The organism is Streptomyces albofaciens JCM 4342 (assembly GCF_008634025.1).
Classification (GTDB): domain Bacteria; phylum Actinomycetota; class Actinomycetes; order Streptomycetales; family Streptomycetaceae; genus Streptomyces; species Streptomyces albofaciens.
This window is the reverse complement of sequence record NZ_PDCM01000001.1, coordinates 2,428,723-2,449,946: the sequence shown is the minus strand read 5'-3', so window position 1 is coordinate 2,449,946 and position 21,224 is coordinate 2,428,723. Positions and strand designations below refer to the sequence as shown.

Annotated in this window: 17 protein-coding genes; 9 read left to right on the top strand and 8 right to left on the bottom strand. The window is 74.6% G+C overall.

Annotated elements, in window-relative coordinates:
* Positions 1 to 4: 4 nt before the first annotated feature.
* Genes CP973_RS11070 through rsmH form a run of 4 tightly spaced genes read right to left on the bottom strand, consistent with a single transcriptional unit; the run spans position 5 to position 4,056 of the window.
* Complete coding sequence (locus CP973_RS11070; protein ID WP_244409378.1) at positions 5 to 2,359, bottom strand: peptidoglycan D,D-transpeptidase FtsI family protein; 2,355 nt, start codon at positions 2,357 to 2,359, stop codon at positions 5 to 7.
* Entirely contained in the window at positions 2,356 to 2,481 is a 126-nt protein-coding gene (locus CP973_RS41380; protein ID WP_280119004.1) for a hypothetical protein, read from the bottom strand. Before CP973_RS41380 ends, CP973_RS11070 begins: the two co-directional genes overlap by 4 nt.
* 4 nt (positions 2,482 to 2,485) lie before the next feature.
* The gene (ftsL, locus tag CP973_RS11065) at positions 2,486 to 3,100 is read right to left on the bottom strand and encodes a cell division protein FtsL (RefSeq protein WP_150239751.1); all 615 of its coding nucleotides are present in this window, start codon (positions 3,098 to 3,100) and stop codon (positions 2,486 to 2,488) included.
* Complete coding sequence (gene rsmH / locus CP973_RS11060; protein ID WP_150239750.1) at positions 3,097 to 4,056, bottom strand: 16S rRNA (cytosine(1402)-N(4))-methyltransferase RsmH; 960 nt, start codon at positions 4,054 to 4,056, stop codon at positions 3,097 to 3,099. Before rsmH ends, ftsL begins: the two co-directional genes overlap by 4 nt.
* 493 nt (positions 4,057 to 4,549) lie before the next feature.
* Between rsmH and CP973_RS11055 the strand changes: the two genes are divergently transcribed.
* From CP973_RS11055 to CP973_RS11040, 4 genes are all read left to right on the top strand, one after another.
* Positions 4,550 to 5,107 (top strand): beta-class carbonic anhydrase, encoded by a 558-nt coding sequence (locus CP973_RS11055; protein WP_030593051.1) that lies wholly within the window; start codon positions 4,550 to 4,552, stop codon positions 5,105 to 5,107.
* A gap of 358 nt (positions 5,108 to 5,465) precedes the next feature.
* On the top strand, positions 5,466 to 6,524 hold the full coding sequence (locus tag CP973_RS11050; protein ID WP_244409376.1) for an AAA family ATPase: 1,059 nt from the start codon (positions 5,466 to 5,468) through the stop codon (positions 6,522 to 6,524).
* On the top strand, positions 6,524 to 8,074 hold the full coding sequence (locus tag CP973_RS11045) for a DUF58 domain-containing protein (protein WP_167538314.1): 1,551 nt from the start codon (positions 6,524 to 6,526) through the stop codon (positions 8,072 to 8,074). The genes CP973_RS11050 and CP973_RS11045 overlap by 1 nt, the downstream gene beginning before the upstream one ends.
* Positions 8,071 to 10,608, top strand: coding sequence for a transglutaminase TgpA family protein (locus CP973_RS11040; RefSeq protein WP_167538313.1), 2,538 nt, complete (start codon positions 8,071 to 8,073; stop codon positions 10,606 to 10,608). Before CP973_RS11045 ends, CP973_RS11040 begins: the two co-directional genes overlap by 4 nt.
* A gap of 549 nt (positions 10,609 to 11,157) precedes the next feature.
* On the opposite strand, the gene CP973_RS11035 is transcribed toward CP973_RS11040, so the two are convergent.
* From CP973_RS11035 to CP973_RS11025, 3 genes are all read right to left on the bottom strand, one after another.
* Positions 11,158 to 11,571: a DUF3040 domain-containing protein gene (locus CP973_RS11035; RefSeq protein ID WP_150239749.1), complete on the bottom strand. Its 414-nt coding sequence runs from the start codon at positions 11,569 to 11,571 to the stop codon at positions 11,158 to 11,160.
* A 259-nt stretch (positions 11,572 to 11,830) separates the two neighbouring features.
* Positions 11,831 to 12,586, bottom strand: coding sequence for a methyltransferase (locus CP973_RS11030; RefSeq protein WP_150239747.1), 756 nt, complete (start codon positions 12,584 to 12,586; stop codon positions 11,831 to 11,833).
* 427 nt (positions 12,587 to 13,013) lie between these two features.
* The gene (locus CP973_RS11025; protein ID WP_003983728.1) at positions 13,014 to 13,499 is read right to left on the bottom strand and encodes an SAV_6107 family HEPN domain-containing protein; all 486 of its coding nucleotides are present in this window, start codon (positions 13,497 to 13,499) and stop codon (positions 13,014 to 13,016) included.
* 226 nt (positions 13,500 to 13,725) lie between these two features.
* Between CP973_RS11025 and CP973_RS11020 the strand changes: the two genes are divergently transcribed.
* The 5 genes from CP973_RS11020 to CP973_RS11000 all read left to right on the top strand — a co-directional run bounded on the left by CP973_RS11020 (position 13,726) and on the right by CP973_RS11000 (position 20,081).
* Positions 13,726 to 14,523 carry an ATP-binding cassette domain-containing protein gene (locus CP973_RS11020; protein WP_150239745.1) on the top strand — a complete coding sequence of 266 codons (798 nt, stop codon included), beginning with the start codon at positions 13,726 to 13,728 and terminating at the stop codon, positions 14,521 to 14,523.
* Positions 14,495 to 16,702, top strand: coding sequence for a YhgE/Pip domain-containing protein (locus CP973_RS11015; protein WP_150239743.1), 2,208 nt, complete (start codon positions 14,495 to 14,497; stop codon positions 16,700 to 16,702). The genes CP973_RS11020 and CP973_RS11015 overlap by 29 nt, the downstream gene beginning before the upstream one ends.
* 35 nt (positions 16,703 to 16,737) lie before the next feature.
* On the top strand, positions 16,738 to 17,349 hold the full coding sequence (locus CP973_RS11010) for a TetR/AcrR family transcriptional regulator (RefSeq protein ID WP_150239742.1): 612 nt from the start codon (positions 16,738 to 16,740) through the stop codon (positions 17,347 to 17,349).
* Positions 17,350 to 17,741: 392 nt separating this feature from the next.
* Positions 17,742 to 18,377: a DUF4126 domain-containing protein gene (locus CP973_RS11005; RefSeq protein ID WP_150239740.1), complete on the top strand. Its 636-nt coding sequence runs from the start codon at positions 17,742 to 17,744 to the stop codon at positions 18,375 to 18,377.
* Positions 18,378 to 18,497: 120 nt separating this feature from the next.
* Positions 18,498 to 20,081, top strand: a complete 1,584-nt coding sequence (locus CP973_RS11000) for a phytoene desaturase family protein (RefSeq protein ID WP_150239739.1) — start codon at positions 18,498 to 18,500, stop codon at positions 20,079 to 20,081.
* Positions 20,082 to 20,124: 43 nt separating this feature from the next.
* Here CP973_RS11000 and CP973_RS10995 read toward each other — a convergent pair whose 3' ends face one another.
* Positions 20,125 to 21,198: a hypothetical protein gene (locus tag CP973_RS10995; RefSeq protein ID WP_150239737.1), complete on the bottom strand. Its 1,074-nt coding sequence runs from the start codon at positions 21,196 to 21,198 to the stop codon at positions 20,125 to 20,127.
* Positions 21,199 to 21,224 lie beyond the last annotated feature (26 nt).

Sequence of the window (21,224 nt, the reverse complement as noted above, 5' to 3'; positions counted from 1 at the left end):
GTTTTCATTCGCCTGGCTTGAAGGTGACGGGCAGGCGCGGGGGCTGGGCGCCGCTCGGCGGGACCTGGAGCGTCTTGAGCGCGAACTCCATGACCTGCTGGTAGATCGGGCCGCATACCTGGCCGCCGAAGTAGCTGCCCTTCGTCGGGTTCTGGACGGCGCAGTAGACGGTGATACGGGGCTGGTCGGCGGGCGCGAACCCGGCGAAGGAGGCGGTGTAGCCGTGGTAGCGGCCGGTTTTGGGGTCCACCCGGTTGGACGTGCCGGTCTTGCCGCCGACGCGATATCCGTCGATCTTCGCCTTGGCGCCGGTGCCCTCCTTGTCGTCGACCACCGATTCGAGCATGGTGGCCAGCGTCCTGGCGGTCTTCTCGCTGACCACCCGGGTCTTCGCCGGCTTCGGGGCGGCCTGGTACCGGCCGTCCGGGCCGGTACTGCCCCGTACGAGCGTGGGGGCGATGCGCTCGCCGCCGTTGGCGATGGTCGAGTAGACCGAGGCGGCCTGGACCGCGTTGAGCGACAGCCCCTGCCCGAAGGGGATCGTGTACTGCTGCGAGGTGCTCCACTTCTGCGGCGGGGCCAGCAGGCCCGCGGTCTCGCCCGGGAAGCCGAGCCCGGTGGGCTTTCCGATCCCGAACTTGCGCAGGTAGGAGTAGAGCACCTGGTTGGCCTCCTTACGGGTCTCGCCGAGCTGTTCGGTGGCCAGGATGGTGCCGATGTTGCTGGACTTGGCCAGGACGCCGTTGAGGGTCAGGTGCCAGGTGGGGTGGTCGATGTCGTCCGAGAAGTTGCGGTCGCCGCGGTGCAGCCGGTTGGGCACGGTGACGCGGGTGGCGGGGGTCGCCGCGCCCTCCTCCAGTACGGCGGCCATCGACATCAGCTTGCTGGTGGAGCCGGGTTCGAAGGCGTCGGTGAGGGCGGCGTTGCCCAGCGCGTCCGGGTCGGCCTTGGAGATGTCGTTGGGGTCGAAGCCGGGCGCGTTGGCCAGGGCCAGGATCTCGCCGGTCTTGGTGTCCTGGACGACGACGTAGCCCCGGTCGGCCTGCGACTCGGCGACCTGCTTGGTGATGGCCTGCTGGGCCATCCACTGGATGTCGCGGTCCAGGGTCAGCTCTATGTCGGTGCCCGGGACGGCCGGGTGCTCCTGGGTGTCCGCGGTGGGGACGCGGCGGCCGCCGGACTGGGCGTAGACCAGCTTGCCGTCCTTGCCCGCCAGCTGCTTGTCGAGGCGGGCCTCCAGGCCGCCGCCGCCCCGGCCCTCGCTGTTGACGAAGCCGAGGACGCCGGAGGCCAGGTCCTTGTTCGGGTAGACGCGCTTGCTGTGCTTGTCCGCGAAGATCCCGACCAGCACGTTGGGCCGCGGCTTGCTCTTGGGCGCCTTGGCCGCCTTGGCGTCCAGCGCCTTGCGCAGGTCCTTGATCTGCTTCCAGACCTGCGGGGTGCGCTGCCGGGCGAGCCGTACGTAGCGGGAGCCGGGCGTGGCGAGCTTCTTGGCGAGCACGGCCCGGTCCTCGCCGAGGACCGGCGCGAGCAGCGCGGCGGCCTGCTGCGGGGCGTCCGGGATCTTGATCTTGTCGGGCGCGAGCAGGCTGGGGTCGGCGGTGATGTCGTACGCGTCCACCGTGGTCGCCAGGTCCACGCCGTCCCGGTCGGTGATCGCGCCGCGCTCGGCGGCCAGCTTGACCGGGACGTAGCGGTTGACGTTGGCCTTGGCGGCGTAGGCGCCGGCGTCCACGGCCTGCACCTGGAACAGCCGGACCACGAAGATCAGCAGGATCAGCGTGAGCGCGAGGGAGACCAGGCGCAGCCGGGGGCGCGGGCTGCCGAGCCGCAGGGTGGCGGCGCGGGGGCGCGGGGCGCGGGCGGACGGGGCGCGCTTGGCTGCGGGGCGCTGGGCGGCCGGGCGCGGACCGCTGCGGGCCTGGCCCGGGCGTGCCTGGCTGCCGCGTGGCTGGCCGGTGCGGGCCTGGTCGGCGGTTGCCTGGCCGGCGCGTGCCTGGCCGCCGCGGCCGTCGGGCGGGGTGGGGCGGGGGACGCGGCGTGCGGCCGGGGTTCCGGACGTTTTGGCGGCGGATGTTTTGGCGGGGGGCGTTTTGGCGGCGGACGGCTTCGTGCCGGACGGCTTGGCACCGGAGCCTTTGGCGCCGGAATTTTTGGCGCCGGAGCCGGAGCTCGTCGCTCCGGCGCCCCGCGGGCCGGGGCTCTTCGGGCCGGGGGTTCTCGCGCCAGTGCTCTTGGGACCGGGCGTGCCGGGCGTCCTGCCGGGCGTCCTGCCGCCCGTGCCCCTCGCTCCGGGGCCCTTCGGGCCGGAGCCCGAGCCGGAGCCGTTACCGGAGCGGGGGCCCTTGGGGTCGGTCATACGGCGTCCTCCTCCGGTGCGGCCGTCCGTACGGCGGGGGCCGCGGGCGCGGCTTCGGGCAGGGCGTCGGCGCTCTCGCACGTCACGGCGTTCTCGTACGCCACGGCACTCTCGTACGTCACGGGCTCACCTGCCGGAGGCCGTCGGAGCGGGCCCGGCCGCCGCGCCGGGGAACGGACGCCCGTGCGCGGTGAGGGCGGGCATGGGGTGGTCGGGCAGCGGCGCGTCCGGGGCGGTGGGCGCGGCGGACGGCCGCGGGCCTGCGGACGGCCGGGGGCCGGTGGCCGGTCCGGCCGCGGGGCCCGGCGCGGGCCGGGGCCCGGGGACGGCGAGCCGCGACGGGCCGGGCGCGCTCATCGGGCCCACGCCGCCGCCCGGGGCCCTGCTCGGCCTGCCCCGTACCGTGCCGTCCGGCTCCAGGAACGCCGGGCTGCCGCCCGGGACCATGCCCAGCTCGCGGGCGCGCTTCTCCAGGGCGCCGGGCGCGGAGAGGGCGTCCACCTCCTGCTGGAGCGCCTGCTGCTCGTCCTTCAGCTCGTCGGTCCGCTTCTCCAGCTTGCTCAGTTCGAAGGAGCCCTGGTTGAGCGCGGAATTGAGCAGCAGCAGCGTGATCAGTCCGGAGCCGAGGAGCACCACCACGAGGAGCACGAACGGCGTACGCGCCGGTGTGCCCCCCGGGCCGGAGGCGAACAGGCCCGAGAGCCGGCCCGGCCCCGAGCGCGCCCGCCCCGGCCGGTTCACGCGATGTCCTCGCGGATGCGCTCGGCGCCGCGCAGCCGGGCGGGGGCCGCGCGCCGGTTCTCGGCGATCTCCTCCTCGGTCGGCAGCTCGGCGCCCCGGGTGAGCAGCTTCAGACGCGGCTGGTACTGCTCGGGGACGACGGGCAGGCCGGGCGGCGCGGTGTGGGCCGCGCCGGCCGCGAGGACCTGCTTGACGATCCGGTCCTCCAGCGAGTGGTACGCGAGCACCGCGATCCGGCCGCCCACGGCGAGGGCCCGCACGGCGGCCGGCACGGCGCTCTCCACGGCGGCCAGCTCGGCGTTGACCTCGATGCGCAGCGCCTGGAACGTGCGCTTGGCGGGGTTGCCGCCGGTGCGCTTGGCGGCCTGCGGCAGCGCGTCGCGGATCAGCTCCACCAGGCGCGCGCTGTTCGTGAAGGGCTCCTTGGCGCGTTCCCGTACGACCGCCTCGACGATCCGCTTGGCCTGCTTCTCCTCCCCGTAGGCGCGCAGGATGCGGACCAGCTCGCCGGGCGGGTAGGTGTTGAGGACCTCGGCGGCGCTGATGCCGGTCGTCTGGTCCATGCGCATGTCGAGCGGCGCGTCCTGCGCGTACGCGAAGCCGCGGTCGGCCTCGTCGAGCTGCATGGAGGAGACGCCCAGGTCGAACAGGACGCCCTGGACGCGCGGGACGCCGAGGCGGTCCAGGACCTCGGGCAGTTCGTCGTAGACGGCGTGCACGAGGGTGGCGCGGTCCCCGTAGGGGGCCAGGCGCTCCCCCGCCAGCTTCAGCGCGGCCGGGTCGCGGTCGAGGGCGATCAGGCGGACGGCCGGGAACGTGGCGAGCAGCGCCTCGCTGTGCCCTCCGAGGCCGAGCGTGCAGTCGACGACGACCGCGCCGGGCTCGGCGAGCGCGGGGGCGAGCATGTCCAGACACCGCTGGAGCATGACGGGTACGTGGCGATCGTTGCTGCTCATGCGCCTTCCGATGGGGTGGGCGGCAGGTGGGTCCCCCCGGCCGCTGGCTGGGGGAATGCCGCACGTACCGCTTGGTCCCCGCCCGCTCTGAAGGGGAAGTGGCCCTCCGACGACGGGGAAGTGCCGTCGGCGGACCGGTTGGAGCGGGAGGAGGCCGAGCCGTACGTGCAGATCGCACGCGAAAGATTCGGGATCCAAGGAGAGCGTCACGCCTCCCACTTCGCGCCACTTTAGTCCACTGCCGCGCGGGGTCAATCAACCGGTTCCGCGCGTCCCGCACCGGCCACCGGAGCGTTTTCGCGGGGCTTTCGAGCGGCCCCGGAGAGTCGCGGGACAGGCCGGACGAGGGCCCCTGACAAGGGCGAAAAGGCCGCTTTCACCCGATCGGCGGCGCACGGCCGGGCGTGTGGAAAACCTCACAGGACGCCGCAGTGCCCCCGTATGCCCGCTCTCACGTGCGGCCTTACCGGCCGGTGACCCTTACCGTGTTGCTATGTCGATACCTGCCTCTCAGCCGCTGCCCCCGTCCGCCGACAGCGCCCTGGCCCCCGCGGCCGGCACGGTCACCGACCGCCTCGTGGAGGCCAACAAGCAGTACGCCGCCGCCTTCACCGACCCGGGGATGGACGCCCGGCCGGTCCTCAAGGTCGCCGTGGTGGCCTGCATGGACGCCCGTCTGGACCTCCACGACGCGCTGGGCCTCTCGCTCGGCGACTGCCACACCATCCGCAACGCGGGCGGCGTCGTCACCGACGACATCATCCGCTCCCTGACGATCAGCCAGCGGGCGCTGGGCACCCGCTCGGTCGTGCTCATCCACCACACGGGCTGCGGCCTGCTGAACCTGACCGAGGAGTTCCGCCACGAGCTGGCGGCCGAGGTCGGCCAGCGGCCCAACTGGGCGGTCGAGGCCTTCAAGGACCTCGACGAGGACGTCCGCCAGTCCATCGAGCGCGTACGGACCTCGCCGTTCCTGCTGCACACGGACGATGTGCGGGGCTTCGTCTTCGATGTGACGACCGGTCTGCTGCGGGAGGTCGCCCCGAAGTAGGCACCGGAAGGACAGCGGTGGTCCTCGGCCGGGAGGCCGTGATCCACGACAGCGGGGCCGGGCGGTCCGTCCGTCCGGTCCCGCCGTTCGCGCTGCTCCGCGGGCCGCGGCGGGGTGCCGGCGCCGGCCTGCGGGCAGCTCCGGGAGGGTGCGCGGCCGGGCGGCGCCGCCCGGCGCGCGAGTTATCCACAGGCCATGACGCGAAGCGGCGTGGACGGCGAGAATGCCTACGTGGCGTCGCCGCGGCCGAGGGGTCCGGCGGCGCACGGCGGGGAGGGCCGGTCCGTACGGAGGACGTGCGCCCGCAGTTGGGTGTCCCGCGTTCCGCGGGGCGCGGGGAAGGGCCGAGGAGGGCCGGGTGACGACCTTTGACGAGCAAGCGAGCCTTGGGGGTCCCCCCGCGCGGACGGATCCGGGCGCACGGGGCGATCTGACCACCACCGCGGAGCGGGTCCGCCGGTCGGTGGAGGGCGTGATCGAGGGCAAGCCGGAGGTCGTGCGGCTCGCGCTGACCGTGCTGCTCGCGGAGGGCCATCTGCTCATCGAGGACGTGCCGGGTGTCGGCAAGACCATGCTCGCCAAGGCGCTGGCCCGCTCCATCGACTGCTCGGTGCGGCGCATCCAGTTCACCCCCGACCTGCTGCCGTCGGACATCACCGGCGTGAGCGTCTTCGATCAGCAGCGCCGCGACTTCGAGTTCAAGCCCGGCGCGGTCTTCGCCCAGGTCGTGATCGGCGACGAGATCAACCGCGCCTCGCCCAAGACCCAGTCCGCGCTGCTGGAGTCGATGGAGGAGCGCCAGGTCACGGTCGACGGCCAGACGTACGAGCTGCCCGCCCCCTTCATGGTCGTCGCCACCCAGAACCCGGTCGAGATGGAGGGCACGTATCCGCTGCCCGAGGCGCAGCGGGACCGCTTCATGGCACGCGTCTCGATCGGCTATCCGAGCCCGGAGGCCGAGCTGCGGATGCTGGACGTACACGGCGCCGCCTCGCCCCTGGAGGACCTCCAGCCGGTCGCGCACGCCGACGAGATACTGAAGCTGATCGACGCGGTCCGCACGGTCCACGTCGCCGAACCGGTGCGCAGATACGCGGTCGACCTGGTCGCCGCCACCCGCAACCACCCCGAGCTGCGCCTCGGCGCCTCGCCGCGGGCCACGCTGCATCTGCTGCGCGCGGCGAAGGCCGCCGCGGCGCTGGCCGGCCGGGAGTACGCCCTCCCGGACGACGTGCAGGCGCTCGCGGTGGCGGTGCTCGCGCACCGGCTGCTGCCGACCGCGCAGGCCCAGCTCAACCGCCGTACGTCCGAGCAGGTCGTCGTCGAGATCCTGCGCCGCACACCGGTCCCCGACCCCTCGGCGCAGCAGTGGCCCCGGGCCCACGCGCAGCGGCCGCCCGGCATGCGGGGGTACTGATGACGGCCGGGGGGATCGAGGGCGCGCCGGAGCACGGCGGGCTGCGGGCCGCCTTCGCCGGGCTGACGACGCGCGGCCGGTCCTTCCTGGCGGCGGGCGTGGCGGCCGCCGTGTGCGCGTACGCCCTCGGGCAGACGGACCTGCTCCGCGTCGGGCTGCTGCTGGCCGCGCTCCCCCTGGTGTGCGCGATCGTGCTGCACCGCACCCGCTACCGGGTCGCGGGCAGCCGTACCCTCTCCCCCGCCCGGGTGCCGGCCACCGCCGAGTCGCGGGTGCGGCTGCGGGTGGAGAACGTCTCGCGGCTGCCCACCGGCGTGCTGATGCTCCAGGACCGGGTGCCGTACGTGCTGGGCCCGCGGCCGCGCTTCGTCCTCGACCGGGTCGAGGCCGGGGGCCGCCGGGAGGTGTCCTACCGGGTCCGTTCCGACCTGCGCGGGCGCTATCCGCTGGGGCCGTTGCAGCTGCGGCTCTCCGACCCGTTCGGGATGTGCGAGCTGACCCGCTCCTTCAGCGACCACGACACGCTGACGGTCGTGCCGCGGGTCGAGCCCCTGCCGCCGGTCCGGCTCGCGGGCGAGGCGTCCGGGTACGGCGACGGGCGGCAGCGTTCGCTCGCGCTGGCCGGCGAGGACGATGTGATCCCCCGCGGCTACCGCCACGGCGACGACCTGCGGCGCGTCCACTGGCGCTCCACCGCGCGCTACGGCGAGCTGATGGTCCGCCGGGAGGAGCAGCCGCAGCGGGCCCACTGCACGGTCCTGCTCGACACGCGGCGCACGGCCCATCAGGGCGCCGGTCCCGACTCGGCGTTCGAATGGGCGGTGTCGGGCGCCGCGTCGGCGGCGGTCCATCTTCTGGAGCGCGGTTTCTCGGTGCGCTTCCTGACCGACTCCGGCATGTCCGTGCCGGGCCCCGACGGAGCCGGCGGCTGGGCGGGCGGCGCCGAGTCCGCCGACACCGCCGGGCTCCTGCTGGACACCCTGGCCGTGGTGGACCACTCCGACGAGCCCGGCCTGGCGCGGGCCTACGACGTCCTGCGCGGCGGCAACGAAGGGCTGCTGGTGGCGTTCTTCGGCGACCTGGACGAGGAGCAGACCGCGGTGGCCTGCCGGATGCGGCAGCGCGGCGGCGCGGCGGTCGCCTTCGTGCTGGACGGCGACGCCTGGACACGGGGCACCGGGCTCCGCACCGCCGGTGGCCGCCCGCCGCTGCCGCTGGCGGAGCGGCTGCGGATGCTCCAGGAGGCGGGCTGGAAGGCGCTGCCGGTGCGGCCCGGCGACTCTCTGGCGAGGCTGTGGCGGCAGGCGGACCGGGCGGGAGGCCCGGAGAGGCCGGCGGGCGGTGTTCCGGGGGGACCGGCGGGCGGGGGGCCGGGAGGACCGGCGGACGGGGGGCCGGTTGCTCCGGTGGCGGGTACCGACGGTGACACCGGGGGACCCGGGGGCACCGGTACGGCCGAGGGCACCGGTGACACCGGTACGGCCGGGGGCACCGGTACGGCCATGGGCTCCGGGCCGGTCCCGGCGCCGGGAAGCGGGGCGGTGACATGAGCGGGCGGGCACGGCTGACGGTGTGCGCGGCGGTGGCGACGCTGTGCGCGTCCTGCGCGCTGCTGCCGCTGGTGGACCCGGTCGGCTGGATGTTGCAGGCGGCGATCCTGCTGACGATCGTGTCCGCAGTGGGCGCGCTGGCCCGCCGGGTGCCGCTGGCGCGGCCGCTGACGGTGGCGGCCCAGGTGGTGGTGGCGTTGCTGCTGCTCACCGTGCTTTTCGCGCACGACAAGGCAATCGCCTTGGTGCTGCCCGGCCCGGACGTCTTCATGGAGTTCGGCGAGCTGCTGCAGGAGGGCGTCGCCGATGTCAGCCGGTATGCCATACCGGCTCCGGTGACGGCCGGCATCCGCCTGTTGCTGGTCGGCGGGATGCTGGCGGTCGGCCTGGTCGTGGACGCGCTGGCCGTGACGTACCGCAGCGCGGCGCCCGCCGGACTGCCCCTGCTCGCGCTGTATTCGGTGGCGGCGGGCCTCTCGCAGGGCGGGGCGGGCTGGCTGTGGTTCCTGATCGCGGGGGCCGGATATCTGCTGCTGCTTCTGGCCGAGGGCCGGGACCGGCTCTCGCAGTGGGGCCGGGTGTTCGGCGGCCGGGGCACCGGCTCCGGGAGGCCGGCGTTCTCCGGCGGCCAGAGTTACGCCGGTACGGCCGGCGGCCCGGCGCAGGCCCCGGTCCGTACGGGCCGCCGGATCGGCGCGCTGGTGCTGGGCGTCGCCCTGGTGGTGCCCGCGGTGCTGCCCTCGCTCGGCGGCGGGCTGCTGGGCCAGGCGGTGGCGGGCCGCGGGCCGGGCGGCGGAGGCGGCACGATCTCCGCGGTGAACCCGCTGGTGTCCTTGCAGAACAGCCTGAACCAGCCCGAGGACCGACAGGTCCTCAACTACCGCACCACCGCCTCCGACACGCGGGACATGTATCTGCGCATCGTCGCGCTCGACCAGTTCGACGGCACGGCGTGGAAGCCGTCCGAGCGCGCCGTCAAGGACGTGCCGGACCGGCTGCCCGACCCCGCCGGACTGAGCCCGGAGGTGGACGTCACCCCCGTCAACACCAGCATTTCCACCGCTCCTTGGTATGCGCAGAACTGGCTGCCGCTCCCCTACCCCGCCTCCCGCGTGGACATCGCCGGGCGCTGGCGCTTCGAGCCGGAGGGCCGCACGCTGGTCGGCGACCGCGGGCAGAACACGCGAGGCGTGCAGTACCAGGTCGAGAGCCTGCTCGTACGGCCCACCGCGCGGCAGCTGAAGGAGTCGCCCGCGCCGCCCGCCGGGCTGGCGCGCGAGTACACCAAGGTTCCGGATTCGCTGCCCCCGGTCGTGCGCGAGACCGCGAAGCAGGTGACGAAGGGCGCCGCCACGGCGTACGAGAAGGCGGTCCGCCTCCAGGACTGGTTCTCGCTCAACGGCGGCTTCACGTACAACACGGAGGTGCGGGCCGGCAGCGGCACGGAAGCCATCGCCCGGTTCCTGGAGCAGAAGGAGGGCTTCTGCGTGCACTTCGCCTTCTCCATGGCGGCGATGGCACGCACGCTGGGCATCCCCGCCCGGGTCGCGGTCGGCTTCACCCCCGGCACCCGGCAGAGCGACGGCTCGACCTCGGTCGGCCTGAAGGACGCCCACGCCTGGCCCGAGCTGTACTTCGAGGGCACCGGCTGGGCGCGTTTCGAACCGACGCCGAGCCGGGGCTCACTGCCCGACTACACCCTCTCCGACACCCCGTCCGGCGGCGGTTCGAACGTGCCGGCTCCGCAGCCGTCGCGTTCGGCGGCGGAGTCCGCCGGACCGTCCTCCGCGCAGAGCTGTGCCCCCGCCGAGCGGCGCGTCGGCCCCTGCTGGACGCCGCCCGCCCAGTCGGCGGCCGGTCCGACCGGGGGCGGGCCGTCGCCGTGGGCCGTCGTGGCGATCGTCATCGGCGTCGTGGTCCTGCTCCTGCTGGCGGTGCTGCCGCTGCTGTGGCGGCTGCGGACCCGCTCCCGGCGCCTCGGTGGCGGCCGCCCGGGGCCGGGCACCGCGACCGCGACGGGCCCGCGCACGGCCCGCCTCGAACCGGACGGCTCCGGCCGGGACGACGGCGGTGCGCCGGAGCCCCGGAGCGGCATACCGGCCGGGACCACGCGCACGATGGCGGCCTGGCAGGAACTGGTCGATTCCGGCTGGGACTACGGCATCCTGCCGGACGAGTCGCTCACCCCGCGCAAGGCGGCGGAGCGCATCGTGCGGATAGGCGAGCTGCGGGGCCCGGCGGCGGAGGCGGCCCACCGGGTCGCGGCCTCGGTGGAGCAGGTGCTGTACGCACCGCACCCGCACCCGGCGCCCGGCCTCGCCGCCGAGGTGCACCGCGTCCGTACCGGCCTGCACGACGCCGCGTCCCGGCGCCTGCGGCTGCGCGCCCTCCTGGCGCCCCGCTCCGCCGCGCGTGCCGTGTGGGCCCTCTCGTCCCGCTGGTCGGCCTTCCTCGCCCGCTGCGCCACGAGCCCACCGGCCACCGTGGTGCGCAGAGCGGCGGGCGCCCTCCGGCTGTCCCGGGAGCGGACGTAGAAGTACGGGCTGCCGGGCGAGCGGGCGCCAGGGTACGGGCGCGAGCGGGGGCGCCCGGCGAACCGTGGGCGCCGATGACGCTCGCGGAGGGCAAGGTGGAGGCCATAGGGGACGCCAGAGGGGGACGCCTAGCGCCAGAGGGGGACGCCTAGCTGTGTACCAAGGCAACAGCAGCCTGCTAGCAACGCCCTGGCGCACGGTCCGCACCCCGCGTCAACGCCCTCCGCTTTGCTCTCGCGTATGCGACGAACGAGGCGGACCGGCGCCGGACGGGCCCGGCGCCCCGGCCGCCGCGCCCCGGCCGCCGGACTCCGGACCGGTCACCGTGTCCCGGACCGGTCACCCGTCTCCCGGACCGGTCGTCGTACCCCGACGGGTCGCCTCGGGCCGGTCGCCTTGGGCCGGTCGTCTCGGGCCGGTCGTCTCGGGCCGGTCACCGTATCCCGGACATGAGAAGCGGCCGTCCGGAATCCGGACGGCCGCTTTATCAAGTTTTCGGGCGTGGCAGGGCGAGTAGCGAGTAGGAGTTCGGGGTGGCCGGTCGGCCGGTCAGTGGCCCTGTTCGTCGCGGCGGCGCTGCCAGCGGCTCTCGATCCGGTCCATCATCGAGCGGCGCTGCCTGGCCTGGCGCCGGGCCGGACCGCCACCGGGTCCCGCGCGCCCGCCCGCCGCGGCCTGCTGTTCTCCCGGCTTGGGCGCCTTGCGCCAGCCGGTGACCGCGAGCACCGCGCAGCCGAGCATCACGAGGAAGCCGACCACGCTGATCCAGATCTGCTGGGCGACCATACCGGCCATGAGGAGCGCGATACCTACCAGGAAGCCCGCGACCGCTTGGTAGACCCGTCGCCGGGTGTACGTACGCAGCCCGCTTCCCTCAAGCGCTGTCGCGAACTTCGGATCTTCGGCGTACAGCGCTCGCTCCATTTGCTCGAGCATGCGCTGCTCGTGCTCCGAGAGCGGCACGGAGTCCTCCTACTCGTCGGTCGCGGGGGGCGACCGGGTGCGACCCTTTCAGGATAGGCAGGGAATCGCCCCCGTGAAACCCGCCCCTCTACGCCAATTCACCGTCCGGTCCGCCACGGCGGTCGGTGGTGCTTGCAGCCTGCATTCCCCACCCGCCGATCCGTCATGCCGGACGTGACACCCCCGATCATACGGGGCGAAGCGGCTGATCGGGTGGCCTGTGGCCGACTGCACGCAGAGCGTGAGCGGCTCCGGGAAGTCAGCCCCGCTCGGCGAGCACGTGCAGCTGGGTGGCGACCGAGTGGAACGCGGGGTTCTCGGCGGCGGCCGCCTCCAGTTTGAGCAGGGCGTCCATGGCGCCGGGCTCGGTGTCCACGAGCACGCCGGGCACCAGGTCGGCGAAGACCCGCACGCCGTGCACACCGCTGACCTTCAGGCCGGTGTCCGCGACCAGCCCGGTGAGCTGCTCGGCGGTGAAGCGCCGGGGCACCGGGTCCCCGTCGCCCCAGCGGCCCGCCGGGTCCGTCAGGGCGTTCCTGGCCTCGGTGAAGTGGCCCGCCAGGGCGCGGGCGAGCACGGCGCCGCCCAGTCCGGCGGCGAGCAGACTCAGGGTGCCGGCCGGGCGCAGGGCGCCGACCGCGTTGCGCACGCCCTCGGCCGGGTCGTCGACGTACTCCAGCACGCCGTGGCAGAGCACGGTGTCGTAGCCGCCGGGCTCGACCACGTCGAACAGGCCGTGGGCGTCCCCCTGCACGGCGCGCACCCGGTCGGCGACGCCCGCCTCGGCGGCCCGCCGCTCCAGGGCGAACAGGGCGTTGGGGCTGGGGTCCACGACCGTGACGCGGTGGCCGAGGCGCGCGACCGGCACGGCGAAGTTGCCCGTGCCGCCGCCGGTGTCCAGGACGTCGAGGACGTCCTGCCCGGCGGCCGCGGCCCGGCGCTCCAGGGCCTCTACGAGAACCTCCCAGACCACGGCGGTACGAAGGGATGCGCGCGGGCGCAGCGGGTCAGACACGGCGGGTGGCTCCTCGACGGGGGCATGGAACTGATGGGTACCACCCTAATGGGACGCGAGGGGGCGGCCCGGCCTGCAATGGGACGCGAGGGGGCGGCCCGGCCTGCCGTTACCGGCCGACCGGACCGAACGCCCCACCTGCCCAGCAGGCCGGACACCCCGCCTGCCAACCGGCCCGGACGCCCCACCCGCCCAGCAGACCGGACACCCCGCCTGCCAACCGGCCCGGAGACCCCACCTGCCCAGCAGACCGGACGCCCCACCTACCGACCGGCCCGGAGGCCCCGGGGCGCCGACCGGCCGGACGTCCCACGGTGCCGACCGCGCCGAACACCCCACGGTGCCGGTCGGGCCGAACACCCCACGACGCCGACCCGTCCGGACACCCGGCCCGCCCCCGTGCGTGGCCCCGTCCGCTGCCCGCCCATCACCCCGCCCGCTGGGACGGCAGCGTGGGCTGGAGGAGCAGCATCCGTTCGACCAGGCGCAGGAACATCGCCACGTCGCGGATCAGGTCGTCGGCGTCGCGTGGGCCGGCCGCGCCGGCTATGCCCGCCTCGGCGCGGGCGCGGCGCTGGGCGCCGGAGGCGAACAGGGCGCTCCACTCGGCGAGTTCGGGAGCGACCTCGGGCAGGACCTCCCAGGCGCTGCGGATGCGCTGCCTGCGGCGGAGGCTCGTCTCGGGGCGGCCGCGCACGGCGAGGACGGCGGCCGCGGTGCGCAGGGCGGCGAGGTGGGCGGTGGCGTAGCGCTCGTTGGGGGTTTCCAGGTCGCGGGCTTCGTCGATGCCGCGCTGGGCCTGGGCGAGCAGATCGAGGGCGGCGGGCGGCGCCGCCGCCCGGCGCAGGACGGGGTGGACATCGCCCGGAGGGCCGTACGCCGCGGAGCTGCCCGCGGCCGAACTGGCTGCCATGACGAACCTCCTGTCGTCGCATGACGGTTCGGGGACCGTATGGGGCCATCGTGCGGCACACCACTGACAATCGGCTCTGACCTGCTCTTTCCCTGCGTGGGCCGGGTAATTCGGGGAGATCGCGGCTTTCACCGGAAAGCGGGCGGACGGCCGGCACCCCCTTGCGGAGACATGACAAGGCTGCGCATACTTTTTGAACTGACCGGTCAGTTCAAAGGAGGGGATCGTGCACAGCACCCCGCACGGGGCGGCCGTCACCGCCACGGGACTCGGCGTCGAGGGCCCCCGCGGCTGGGCCTTCCGGGACACCGCCCTGACAGCCGGACCGGGCTCGCTGATCGCCGTCGAAGGCCCGTCCGGTTCGGGACGCACCTGCCTGCTGCTCACGCTCACCGGCCGGATGATGCCCTCCGCCGGTACGGCCGAGGTCGCCGGGCTGCCGCTGCCCAAGAAGACGGCGGCGGTACGGGCGATCACCGCACTGGCCCACGTACCCGGTGTCACGGATCTCGAACCCGCCCTGACCGTGGCCGAGCATCTGCGCGAACGCACCCTGCTCCAGCACCGGTTCGGCGATTCCCTGCGCGCGCTGCTGCGACCGCGCCGGGAGCGTACCGCGTCGGCCCGCGCCCGTACCGACGCGGCCCTGGAGGCGGCCGGTCTGGACGTGCGGGCGCTGCCCAAGGGCGTACGGACGGCCGTACGCGACCTGGAGCGCGCGGAAGCGCTGCGCCTGTCGATCGCCCTGGCGCTGGTCGGGCGGCCCCGCCTGCTCGCCGTGGACGACACCGACATGAAGCTCTCCGACGCCGAACGCGCGGACATCTGGGCGACGCTGCGCGCCCTGGCGGAGTCCGGGACGACCGTCCTGGCGGTGTGCAGCCAGGCGCCCGAGGGTGCCGTGGTGGTGCGTACCGGGACGCGCGGCGCGGGTGCGCCGGCCGGCGGCGACAACGACAGCGCGACCGCGCGCGACGACGGGAAGGGGGCGGCGGATGCGCTCGCCGAGGCTGGCCGCGCTTGAGCTGAAGCGGTTCGGGAGGGGCAAGCTGCCGATGGCGGCGCTGATCGCGCTCCTGCTGCTGCCGCTCCTGTACGGCGCGCTTTACCTGTGCTCCTTCTGGGACCCGTACGGGCGCCTGGACAAGATCCCGGTCGCGCTCGTCAACGAGGACGCGGGCGCGGAGGTCAAGGGCAAGAAGGTCGCGGCCGGTGACAGCATCGTGGACGGGCTGCGCGACAGCCACACCTTCGACTGGCACCGGGTGAGCGCCCAGGAGGCGGACCGGGGCGTCGAGGACGGCTCGTACTACCTGTCGCTGACCGTGCCCGAGGACTTCAGCAAGCGCGTCGCGTCCAGTTCGGGCGACCACCCGGAGACGGGCGCCCTACAGGTCCGCACGAACGACGCCAACAACTACATCGTCGGGCAGATCTCCCGCACGGTCTTCTCCGAGGTGCGCTCGGCGGCCTCCGCGAAGTCCTCGCGCAGCTTCTACGACAACATCTTCGTCTCCTTCTCGACGCTGCACGACAAGACGCAGCAGGCCGCGGACGGCGCCGGCCGGCTCAAGGACGGCATCGGGCAGGCCCGGGACGGCACCGGGAAGCTCAAGGACGGCCTCGGTACGGCGAAGAACGGCAGCGGCACCCTGGCCGACGGCCTGAAGGACCTCGACGCGGGCGCCGGCCGGCTCACCACGGGCACCGCCGAACTCGCCCGGGGCGCGACCGCCGCCTCCCGGGGCGCCAACCAGCTGGCCGGCGGTTCCGGCCAGGTCGCCCAGGGCACCCAGCAGCTGGCCGACAAGGTCAACGGCGTGGCGGCGGAGGTGGGGCCGTTCGTCCGGGCGCACGGCAAGGAGATCGGCCGGGTCGCCCGGGTGGTCGCCGACGGCGCGCAGGCCGTACGCGACAACCTGGACAAGCTGCCGCGCGCCGCCGACGCGGGCGCCCGGCTCTCCCGGGGGATGGCCGACCACCTCGCGGCCTTCTACCGCCAGCGCTGCGGGGACACGGCGCGGCCCGACGCCTCCTGCGCCGAGCTGAAGCAGCTCAAGGAAGAGGCGGCGCGCGCGGCGGCCAAGGCCGAGGAGATCAGCGGCTACGTACACGACCAGAAGAACCTCGACCGCCTCGCCCGCGACCTGGACTCGCTGCACCGCCTCGCGGACGAGCTGGCGCGGCGCGGCCCGGACCTCGGCGCCGACCTGGACGCCGCCGTCAAGAAGATCAACCAGCTCAACGCGGGCGCCCACCAGGTCGCCACGGGCGCCGGCAAGCTCGCCGCCGGAACCGGGAAGCTGGCGGACGGCGCGGGGCAGGCGGCCGACGGGGCCAGGAAGCTGCACGACGGCGCCGGACGCGCCGCCTCCGGCGCGGACGACCTCGACCGGGGCGTCGGCAGGCTGAAGGACGGCGCGCAGACCCTGTACAGCGGCATGTACAAGCTGTCCGACGGCTCGCAGAAGCTGGCCGGCGGCCTGCACGACGGAGTACGGCAGATCCCCGACTACGACAAGCAGGACCGGGACGCCCGTACGCGCGTCATGTCCGACCCGGTGCAGCTCGCCTCCCAGGCGACGCACCGCGCGCCCAACTACGGCACCGGTTTCGCCCCGTACTTCATCCCGCTCTCCCTCTGGGTCGGCGCGATGGTCGCCTACATGCTGATCCCGCCGCTCAACCGGCGCGCGCTCGCCATGGGCGCGGGCGCCTGGCGGATCGCGGTATCGGGATGGCTGCCGGTGTTCGCCCTCGGGGTGCTCCAGACGGCCGCCCTGATGACCGTGCTGCGCTTCGGGCTCGGCCTCCGCATGGAGCGGGCGGCCGGCACGGTCGGGTTCCTGCTGCTGGCCACGGCCTGCTTCGCGGCGATCGTGCAGTGGCTCAACGCCCGCTTCGGACCGGCCGGCCGCATCCTGGTGCTGGCGCTGCTGATGCTCCAGCTGACGTCGGCGGGCGGTACGTACCCGGTGCAGACCAGTCCCGGCTTCTTCAACGCGATCCACCCGTTCCTGCCGATGACCTACATCGTGGAGGGGCTGCGGCGGCTCATCACGGGCGGCGAGCTGACGCCCGTGTGGCAGGGCAGCGCGGTGCTGCTCGCCTTCACGGCGGCGGCGCTCGCGCTCACCGCCTGGGCGGCGCGCGGCAAGCAGGTCGTACGGCTGAAGGACCTCCACCCGGAGCTGAGCCTGTGAGCGCGCGGGCCGCCGGGGGCGGCACAATCACCCCCATGGACAGCTCCAGCACGCGCCGCCAGGCCACCCGGCGCAAGCTCTTCGAGGCCGCGGTCACGCTCATCGCCGAACAGGGCTTCTCCTCCACCACCGTGGACGAGATCGCCGACCGGGCCGGTGTGGCGAAGGGCACCGTGTACTACAACTTCGCGAGCAAGAACGAACTCTTCGAGGAGTTGCTGCGGCACGGCATCGAGCTGCTGGCCACCTCCCTCCAGGAGGCCGCGGACGGGGCCGCCGCCCGGGGCGGCACCCGGGTGGACGCGCTGGACGCGATGATCCGCGCCGGGCTGGACTTCATCGCCCGCTACCCGGCGCTGACCCAGCTGTACGTGGCCGAACTGTGGCGGACCAACCGGGCCTGGCAGTCCACGCTGATGGTGGTGCGGGAGCGCGCGATCACGGTGGTGGAGGGCGTGCTCCGGGAGGCGGTGGCGGGCGGCGAGCTGAGCGAGGACATCGACATCCCGCTGACCGCGTCCGCGCTGTTCGGGATGGTGCTGGTGGCGGCGCTGGACTGGCAGTCCTACCAGCCGCACCGGTCGATCGACGATGTGCACGCGTCCCTGTCGCGCCTGTTGCAGGGCCGGGTGAGCGGGCACCCGTAGGCGCCTCGTGCGTACAGAACGCCCGTAGGCGCCTCGTGCACGCGGAAGCGGCGGTGACCGGCACCATGTGCCGGCCACCGCCGCCGTCGTACCGGCGCGCTGCCCCGGAGCGGATCGTTCCCCCGGCGATCCGTCCAGGACAGCGCTTCCCCCGTGGGGCCCCGCTCCCCCGTGCACTCCCTCGTGGAGCCCCCGTGCTCCCCCGTCACGTCCGGGCTGCCGTGCCGTTCCGCCGCCCCGTGTCGGCGGTGCCGGCCCGGCCTCCCTTCCGTGGCCCCCACTCTTCCGTCCGCCCAGGTGGCGGCCCATCCGCGTACCTACTCATCTCAGGGACTGAGTACGGATACTCAATCCTGAGCACCGGCGCGCAGCGGCTGGCTACGATCTCCTGCGTGTCTGTACTCCCTCTCGTCTTCACCAGCGGCTGGGCCAGCGGCATCAACGCCTACGCCGTCGTCCTGCTGCTCGGCGTGCTCGGGGCGACCGGCGTCGCCGACGAGGTGCCCGAGGCCCTCCAGCGTCCCGATGTGCTGATCGCCGCGGGGGTGCTGTTCCTGTGCGAGGCCGTCGCCGACAAGATCCCGTACGTGGACTCGGTGTGGGACGCCGTCCACACGGTGATCCGGCCGGTCTCCGGCGGTGTCGTGGCGGCCCTGCTGGCCGGCCACGACGGGTCGCTGCCGCAGCTGGCGGCGGGTGCGGTGGGCGGCTCCAGCGCGCTGGTGAGCCACCTGGTCAAGGCGGGCACGCGGATGGCGGTGAACACCTCCCCCGAACCGGCCAGCAACTTCGTGCTGAGCACGCTGGAGGACCTCGGGGTCGCGGGCATCGTCGTCTTCGCGGTGTTCCACCCGGTGGCCGCGGCGGTCATCGCCGGGGTGCTGCTGGTCGGCGGGATCCTGCTGGTGGTGTTCCTGTGGTCCCGGGTACGGCGCTTCCTGCGGCGCCGGAAGCAGCGGCGCGAGGAACGGCGGGTGGCGACGGCTCGCGGGGCGGGCACGCACGGGACGGGGACGCCGGTGGCCTGAGCCGCGGCCCGGCCGTACGGGTCCGGGCCCGTCGCAGACGATCCGTGCCGGGCCCCGTGGCGGACCGCTCCGCGGCAGGCCCCGGCCGGGCTGTCGGTGCCGCCGGATAAAGTCGCAGGCATGGCACGGATTGCGGTGATCGGCGCCGGGATGGGCGCGATGGCGGCCGCCGCCCGGCTGGCCGTCGCGGGCCACCGGGTGGCGGTGTACGAACGTGACGGCACGTACGGCGGCGCGGTGCGCCGCTTCGAGCGGGCGGGCTTCGGCTTCGACACCGGCCCCGGGCTGCTGCACCTCCCGGCCGTCTACCGTGACCTGTTCGTCAAGACCGGCCGCGAGCCGCTGGAGAGCGTGCTGGAGCTGTCCCAGGTCGACCCCGCCGCCCGCCATGTCTTCGCGGACGGTACGGCCGTCTCGCTGCCGAACGCCTCCCGGGCCGGTGTCCTCGCGGCGCTCGACGGCGCGCTGGGCGCGGGCGCCGGTGAGCGCTGGAGCGACTTCCTGGGCCGCGCCCGCGAGGCGTGGGACCGCACCCGCCGGCCGCTGCTGGAGGAGCCGCTGTGGCCCGACTGGCAGGTGCTGGGGCGCGATCCGTATCCGGCGCTGCCCAGGCGCGGCCTGTTCGGGCGGCGCAGGCCCGCGGCGGACGGCACGCTCGCCGAGGTGGCGCGCCGCGAGCTGAAGGACCCCCGGCTGACCGCCCTCCTGGAGAGCTACGCCGTGGCGTACGGCTTCGATCCCCGCACCGCCCCCGCGAGCGCCGCGATCCTGCCGTACATGGAGCAGACTTTCGGAAGTTGGTATCCGCGTGGCGGCATCCGGGCGCTGGCGGACGCGCTGTACGAGCGCTGCCGGGCCCGGAAGGTGGAGTTCACCTTCGGCGCGGAGGTGACGCGCATCGTCGAGGCGGACGGCCGGGCAGCCGGTGTCGAGCTGCGCGACGGGAGCTGCGCCGAGGCGGACACGGTCGTCGCGGGCATCGCCCCCGACCGGCTGACGGCGCTCCTGAAGGGCGCCGAGCCGTGGGGCGCGGACGATGTGCGGCCCGCGGCCGACGAGCGCCGCCGAGTGCCCGGCCGGTTCACGGTCGCGCTCGCGCTGCGCGGCCCCCGCCCGGCGGACGCGGCGCACCGCACGGTGGTCCACGCGGCCGACCCCGCCGCGGAGTTGGCGGCGGTCTTCGGCGCGGGCGCGGGCACGCTGTGCGACCGCCCGACGGTGACGGTGCTGCGCCCCGACGACCCGACGTCCCGGCCCGACGACGACCACGAGGCGGTGACGCTGAGCGCCGCGGTCGCGCCGTACGGGGACCTGGCCAGGTCCTGCACCGCCGGGACCGGCGCACCGGCCGCGACGGCCGAGCCCCGAAGCGGCGTGGAGAAAGCGGCAGTTGAGGAGTCAGCCGCGCAGGCGGCCGCCGCCGACCGGCTGATCGAGGCCGCCGAAGCGGCGATACCCGGGCTGCGGGAGCGGGTGCTGTGGCGGGCCGTGCTGCCGCCCGCCGAGGGCGGGTCGGTGCCGGGCCCGGCGCTGGCCGGTGCGGGGGGCCGCTTTCTGCGCCCCGCCAACCGCACCCGCATACCGGGGCTGTACGCGGTCGGCGGCTGGACGCACCCGGGCGGCGGGCTGGCGCACGCCGGGATGTCGGGCGCCCTCGTCGCGGGCCTGATCGTGAACGGGGACGACTGGCGCGGCTCCCAGTGACCGGAGCGGGTCCCGCCCGCCCGGCAGCGTCGCCGCTCCCCGCTCAGTAGCGGTACTGCTGCCCGTCGAAGCCCTGGTTCTGCGGCGGCTGGTAGGGCGGGTACGGCTGCTCGGCGGCGGGCTCGTTGCCGCGCTGCTGGGGGACCCACACCCCGCCGGGCGGCGTCTCGCCGTACGAGGGCTGTGCCGGGTCCTGCGCGCCGGTGTACTGCTGTCCCGGGTAGGCCGGGGAGCCCCCGAAGGCGTCGGGCTGTTCGTACGGGTCGTACTGCGCGGCGTACTGCTGCGAGCCGAGGTACGGGTCGGAGTAGGGCGCCTGTTGGCCCGGCCCCTGTCCGTGGGTCTGGCCGGGGTCCTGGCTCTGGTCCTGGCTCTCCTGGCCGGTGCCGTAGGCGCTGTAGTGGTCGGCGTAGGCGTCCTGCCCGCCCTGGGCGGCGGCACCCCCGTAACCGCCGTCGTAGCCGTAACCGCCCTGGCCGTAGTCCTGGTAGCCGTCGTACGAGGCATAGCCGGGCTGCTGCGGGCGCGCGTCGGAGCTGTATATGCCGTACTGGCCGGTTTCCTCGGGGATCGGCTGGGGCGCGTAGACCTCGGTGGAGTCGGTGCCCGCGTAGCCGTCCTGGGCTCCGGTCCCGGCCGGGAAGCCGTCCTGCGGGGCGAAGGGGTCCATGCCGTCGTACGCGTCCGCGCCGGCCACCGGGGCCGGTGCCGGGGCGCCGTCCGCTCCCCCGGCGCCCGCGCTCTCCGTGGCCGGGCCGGCTTCCAGGCCGGAGACCCGGAGCGTCGGACCGGCGGCCGCGGCCCGGCCGCCGCCCCGGGCCCGGCGCCGCCGGTTGTCACCGCGCTTGCCGCCGTCACCGCGCTTGTTCCGCAGCGACCAGCCGTCGGAATAGCCGCTGCGGAAGGAGAGCGTGACGTAGGTCTGCCCGACGGCGAAGGCGATGGCGCCGACCGCTATGACGATCACCGACGGGATGACGACACCGACGACCACGCCGAGGAAGCCGGTGAAGGCCAGCAGCCGCCACTGCAGCCGGGCCTTGTACTGGAGCAGCACTTCGCCGAGGAGCCAGAGCGCGACACAGGCAAACGCGATGTACAGGACCACCCAGCCCATATACGCCCCTCTTCCGCCGCCCCACG

Bases quoted from the DNA above. Each gene is read 5' to 3' on its own strand.
- CP973_RS11000 (WP_150239739.1), top strand. From the start codon at position 18,498: ATGGCACGGATTGCGGTGATCGGCGCCGGGATGGGCGCGATGGCGGCC.
- CP973_RS10995 (WP_150239737.1), bottom strand. From the start codon at position 21,198: ATGGGCTGGGTGGTCCTGTACATCGCGTTTGCCTGTGTCGCGCTCTGG.
- CP973_RS11040 (WP_167538313.1), top strand. From the start codon at position 8,071: ATGAGCGGGCGGGCACGGCTGACGGTGTGCGCGGCGGTGGCGACGCTG.
- CP973_RS11055 (WP_030593051.1), top strand. From the start codon at position 4,550: ATGTCGATACCTGCCTCTCAGCCGCTGCCCCCGTCCGCCGACAGCGCC.
- CP973_RS11045 (WP_167538314.1), top strand. From the start codon at position 6,524: ATGACGGCCGGGGGGATCGAGGGCGCGCCGGAGCACGGCGGGCTGCGG.
- rsmH (WP_150239750.1), bottom strand. From the start codon at position 4,056: ATGAGCAGCAACGATCGCCACGTACCCGTCATGCTCCAGCGGTGTCTG.
- CP973_RS11015 (WP_150239743.1), top strand. From the start codon at position 14,495: ATGCGCTCGCCGAGGCTGGCCGCGCTTGAGCTGAAGCGGTTCGGGAGG.
- CP973_RS11010 (WP_150239742.1), top strand. From the start codon at position 16,738: ATGGACAGCTCCAGCACGCGCCGCCAGGCCACCCGGCGCAAGCTCTTC.
- CP973_RS11070 (WP_244409378.1), bottom strand. From the start codon at position 2,359: ATGACCGACCCCAAGGGCCCCCGCTCCGGTAACGGCTCCGGCTCGGGC.
- CP973_RS11025 (WP_003983728.1), bottom strand. From the start codon at position 13,499: ATGGCAGCCAGTTCGGCCGCGGGCAGCTCCGCGGCGTACGGCCCTCCG.